Genomic DNA, 5,856 nt, shown 5'->3' with positions numbered 1-5,856 from the left:
TGTTGGCCTCGACCCGGGTTTAACCTATGAGAAGCTCAAGTACGGAACGCTCGCGATAAGGAAAGGGGCGAGCTTCATCGGAACGAATCCCGACACCACTTACCCCGCTGAGGAGGGCCTCTATCCGGGAGCGGGGGCTATAATAGCGTCCCTCAGGGCCTCCACTGAAAAGGACCCCCTAATCATAGGGAAACCAAATGAGCCGGTCTATGAAATCGTCCGGGAAAAGCTGGGTTCCGTTGACGAAATATGGATGGTTGGCGACAGGCTGGACACGGATATAGCTTTCGCAAAGCGCTTCGGCATGAAGGCGATAATGGTTCTAACCGGCGTCAGCACTCTGGAGGACGTCGAGAGGAGTGAGGTTAAGCCCGACCTCGTCCTGCCGAGCGTGAGGGAACTCCTCGACTATCTAAGGACTCTACCGGTGGGATGATATGAAACCCGCGGACATAATCAGGAGACTAATCTACCAGGAGAACGAACTCTATGGCCTCTACAAGCTCGGGGAGACCTTTGCCCTATTTGAGAGGCCGGAACTCAGGGACACCTTTAGGCTAATCGCCGAGGAGGAGCTGAGGCACCGGAGAACGCTTGAGAAACTGCTGGAGGAGGGCACGTTGGAGAGGGAGATTATAGACTACGTGGACGCGCTCAGCGTGGAGCCACTGCTCGCAGACGAGAGGGCCAATCCGGAGAGCATGGAGGAGCTCGTTCTCGAGGCGCTCCTGAGGGAAAAGCACGCCTACGAACTGTATTCAAAGCTCGCGGAAATTATGAGCGGTTCCCTGGGAGACATATTCCTGAACATCGCACGGGAGGAGCTGGCCCACGCGTACAGATTAAAACTGATTTATGAGTCCATTTAAACGTCCATCACCTTTTCTACCCCATTCCCCCACCGTCAAAGTTCAGAGGCGAGAATTCGTCAGGTTGGCAACGAAACATGGGGCAAGGTATATTAGGCGAGCAGATAACACAAAACCCGCTGATGATTTTCCCAATGGTCAAATCTGTGCACAACTGTATGTCAGGGGTGTTTATATGGCTGTTGAAAAAGTGATGAAAAGAGATGGCAGAATTGTACCCTTTGATAGGGAGCGTATAAAGTGGGCAATACAGAGGGCAATGCTGGAAGTCGGCATCCACGACGAGAAGCTCCTCGCCAAAGTCGTTAGAAGGGTCGTCAGGAGGATAAACGAACTCTACGACGGGCAGATACCCCACATCGAGAACATACAGGACATAGTGGAGCTTGAACTGATGCGCGCCGGCCTCTTCGAGGTCGCCAAAGCCTACATCCTCTACCGCAAGAAGAAGGCGGAAATCAGGGAGGAAAAGAAGAAAATCCTCAACAAGGATAAGCTCGATGAAATAGACAAACGCTTTTCTCTCAACGCCCTCCGCGTTCTGGCGAGCAGATACCTCATAAAGAACGAGAAGGGGGAGATAGTTGAAAGCCCGAGGGAGCTTTTTGAGAGGGTTGCCATTCTCGCCGTCGTTCCCGATTTACTCTACGATGAACGCGTCTACGACAAGGATGGAAGCCACAGACAGGACATGAGGCGGGTGAAATACTACCTCGAGCACTTCGAGGAGTTCGACGGAAAGTACTCAATCGGCCGCTTCAAGCTCAACAAGTACCACTTCCAGAGGATGGTGAACCTCTATCGCGAGCTGGCCGAGAAGGGGAAGATGAAGGTCTCAATAGACGAATTCCTAACGATGCTCGAGAACGGGGCCTTCGATGACTACGAGAGCGAAGTGGAGGAGTACTTCAGGCTGATGGCGGGTCAAGTTTTCATGCCCAACACCCCAGCCCTTATCAACTCTGGAAGGCCGCTGGGAATGCTCTCGGCATGCTTCGTCGTGCCGATAGAGGACGACATGGAGAGCATTATGAAGGCAGCCCACGACGTTGCCATGATACAGAAGAGCGGCGGAGGATGCATCGACGGAAACGCTAAGATACTCTTTGAGAACGAAGGGGAGGAGCACCTAACAACGATGGCGGAGATGTATGAGCGTTACAAGGAGCTGGGCGAGTTCTACGACCCCCAATACAGTAGGTGGGGAATAAACGTTGAGAATGTTCCAATATACGTCAAATCTTTCGACCCCAAAAGCGGAGAAGTCGTTAAAGGCCGCGTAAAAGTCATCTGGAAGTACGAACTGGATGAGAGCATAACAAAATACAGAATAAAGACGAACAAAGGCACGAAAATCATTACATCTCCATGGCATCCGTTCTTTGTGCTGACCCCCGAGTTAAAGGTAATTGAGAAGAGAGCGGACGAACTCAAAGAGGGAGACATGTTAGTAGGTGGAATGCCACAGGAGGAGAAGTATGAGTTCATCTTTGACTACTGGCTCGCCGGGTTCATAGCAGGCGATGGAAGCTTTGACAAACACCACTCTCACGTCAAGGGGCATGAATACGTCTACGACAGACTGAGGATATACGATTACAGAACTGAAACATTCGAAATCATAAACGAATACCTTGAGAAAACCTATGGCAGGCGCTACAGCCTCCAGAGGGACAGGAACATCTACTACATTAACATAAAGGCCAGAGAGATAACATCCCACTACTTGAAGCTTCTAAATGGAATAGACAACGGGATTCCACCCGAAATCCTCAGAAAGGGTAGCGCCGCCGTGCTCTCTTTTATAGTGGGACTTTTCGATGCTGAGGGGCACGTTAACAGCAAACCGGGTATCGAACTTGGAATGACGAACAAAAAGCTGATAGAAGATATAACCCACTACCTGAACGCCCTTGGAATAAAGGCTAGGATGAGGAAGAAACCGAGAAAAGATGGAATTGATTACATAGTGCATGTTGAAGAGTACTCATCCCTGCTCAGGTTCTACGAGCTAATAGGGAAGAACCTCCAGAACAACGAGAAGAAAGAAAAACTCAAGAACCTCCTAGAAAAACACAGGGGAGGAACCTTCGGCCTTCAGCTCAACTTTGAGGCGTTTAAGAGATGGGCTTCAAACTTTGGAGTCGAGTTCAAGACGACCGGAAGCCAGACCCTTGCCCTCATAGAGGGCGAGAAGATATCCCTCGGTCAGTGGCACGTTAGAGGGCGCGTTTCAAAGGCCGTTCTTGTAAAGATGCTTAGAAAGCTCTACGACTCAACAAAGGCCGAGGATGTTAGGAAAATGCTCCACCTTGTCGAGGGCCTGGAGGTAGTCAAGGAAATAACCACCACAAACGAGCCAAAGACCTTCTATGACCTGACGGTCGAGAACTACCAAAACTACCTTGCGGGAGAAGATGGAATGGTCTTCGTTCACAACACTGGGTTAAACTTCTCAAAGCTCCGCCCAGAGGGGGACTTCGTCGGTTCAACCGCTGGAGCCGCGAGCGGGCCAGTTTCCTTCATGCACCTCATCGATGCCGTCAGCGACGTCATCAAGCAGGGCGGCGTCAGGCGCGGAGCGAACATGGGAATCCTCGAGGTTTGGCACCCGGACATAGAGAAGTTCATTCACGCGAAGGAGCGCAACACCGGAACCAACGTGCTCAGCAACTTCAACATCAGCGTCGGCATCTGGGAGGACTTCTGGGAGGCTTTGAAGGAGGGCAAGCGCTACCCGCTCGTGAACCCCAGAACGGGCGAGAAGGTAAAGGAAGTGGACCCCAAGAGCCTCTTCGAGGAGCTTGCCTACATGGCCTGGGCGAAGGCGGACCCCGGAGTAATCTTCTTTGACGTCATAAACAGGAGGAACGTTCTGGTGGAGGCAAAAGGCGGGCCGATAAGAGCAACTAACCCGTGTGTGGTTGGGGAGACAAGGATTCTTACCCCAGAAGGATACATTAAAGCCGAAGAACTCTTCACACTTGCAAAGGAGCGCGGAAAGAAAGAAGCTGTTGCAGTAGAGGGCATAACCGATGGAGGGGAACCTTACGCCTACGCGATTGAGGTTCTCCTTCCTGGAGAGGAGAGGGTAGAATACAAAACGGTTCACAGAGCCGAGCTGGCAATTGCTGACCCGATAGCGGTTCCCGCCTACGTCTGGAAGGTCGGCAGAAAGACCGTTGCAAGGGTGAGGACAAAAGAGGGATACGAGATAACTGCAACCCTCGACCACAAGCTCATGACCCCCGAAGGCTGGAAGGAAGTTAGGGACATCGCTCCGGGTGACAAAATACTCCTCCCACGTTTTGAGGTCGAAGATGACTTCGGAAGCGAGAGCATAGGGGAAGACCTTGCCTTCGTTCTTGGCTGGTTTATTGGAGATGGATACCTCAACACCAACGACAGGAGGGCATGGTTCTACTTCAATGCCGAAAAGGAAGAGGAAACGGCCTGGAAAGTCAGGGAAATACTCGTCAAACACTTTGGAATCAAGGCTGAGCCCCACCGCTACGGCAACCAGATTAAGCTTGGCGTCAGAGGAAAAGCCTACGAATGGCTTGAAAGCATCGTCAAAACCAACGACAAACGCGTTCCCGAAATCGTCTTCAGGCTAAAGCCGAGGGAAATAGCGGCCTTCCTCCGTGGTCTCTTCAGCGCCGATGGTTACGTTGATAACGACAAGGCGATAAGATTAACCTCCAAGGACCGCGAGCTACTCAGGGAAGTTCAGGACCTCCTGTTGCTCTTCGGAATACTGTCCAAGCTCTACGAAAGGCCGTACCCGAGCGAATTCAGGTACACAACCAAGGATGGCGAGGAGAGGGCTTACAAGGGCGAGGGCTACCACGAGCTCGTCATAGCCAACTACAGCAGGAAGCTCTTCGCGGAAAAGATTGGCTTTGAGGGCTACAAGATGGAGAAGCTCAGCCTCAAGAAGACCAAGAGGGACAAGCCTATCGTTACCGTTGAGAGCGTTGAAGTGCTTGGTGAAGAGCTCGTTTATGACTTCACCGTTCCAGAGAAGCACAGCTACATAAGCAACGGCTTCCTGAGCCACAACTGCGGTGAAGAGCCCCTCTACGAATACGAATCGTGCAACCTCGCGAGCATTAACCTTGCCAAATTTGTAAAGTATGACGACGAGGGGAAGCCGTACTTCGACTGGGACGAGTACGCCTACGTGATTCAGAAGGTTGCGAAGTACCTCGACAACGCCATCGACGTCAACCGCTTCCCGCTTCCTGAAATCGACCACAACACCAAGCTGACTCGGAGGATAGGCGTCGGAATGATGGGCCTAGCTGATGCCCTCTTCAAGCTCGGCATTCCCTACAACAGCGAGGAAGGTTTCGCCTTCATGAGGAAGGTCACAGAATACCTAACCTTCTACGCCTACAAGTACAGCGTTGAAGCAGCTAAAAAGCGCGGAACGTTCCCGCTCTACGAGAAGAGCAGATACAAGGACGGTGAGCTGCCCGTCGAGGGCTTCTACCACCGCGAGATATGGAACCTGCCCTGGGATGAACTCGTCGAGGAAATCAAACGCTATGGCGTCAGGAACGGCATGGTGACCACCTGCCCGCCGACCGGAAGCGTCTCGATGATAGCGGACACCTCCAGCGGAATCGAGCCAATCTTTGCCCTCGTCTACAAGAAGAGCGTCACCGTTGGAGAGTTCTACTACGTTGACCCCGTCTTCGAGGCCGAACTTAAGAAGCGCGGCCTCTGGAGCGATGAGATACTGAAGAAGATAAGCGACAACTACGGCTCTGTGCAGGGCCTTGAGGAGATTCCCGAGGACATGCAACGCGTTTTCGTCACGGCAATGGACGTCCACTGGCTCGACCACATACTGGCTCAGGCGAACATACAGCTCTGGCTCACCGACAGCGCGAGTAAAACCATAAACATGCCGAACGACGCCACCGTTGAGGACGTTAAGGCGGCCTACCTTTTAGCTTACAAGCTTGGCTGTAAGGGAATA

General features: G+C 52.2%; 3 protein-coding genes. All 3 read left to right on the top strand.

Features of this window, described 5'->3' with window-relative positions; genetic code table 11:
* Positions 1-436, top strand: a 436-nt coding sequence (locus tag MVK46_RS09370) for an HAD hydrolase-like protein (protein WP_297536413.1), incomplete at its 5' end; no start/stop codon positions are given.
* A 1-nt stretch (position 437) separates the two neighbouring features.
* Positions 438-869, top strand: coding sequence for a ferritin family protein (locus MVK46_RS09365; RefSeq protein ID WP_297536412.1), 432 nt, complete (start codon positions 438-440; stop codon positions 867-869).
* Between the two features lie 175 nt (positions 870-1,044).
* Positions 1,045-5,856: vitamin B12-dependent ribonucleotide reductase (locus MVK46_RS09360; RefSeq protein WP_297536411.1), on the top strand; the 4,812-nt coding region annotated here is incomplete at its 3' end.

The sequence above is a fragment of the Thermococcus sp. genome (assembly GCF_027066465.1).
Lineage (GTDB): Archaea > Methanobacteriota_B > Thermococci > Thermococcales > Thermococcaceae > Thermococcus.
Note: the sequence above shows the minus strand (reverse complement) of the source record. Positions and strands in the feature narration are given on the sequence as shown.

What these genes read in the sequence shown, in the direction of transcription:
- MVK46_RS09365 (WP_297536412.1), top strand. Translation starts at nt 438, where the DNA reads ATGAAACCCGCGGACATAATCAGGAGACTAATCTACCAGGAGAACGAA.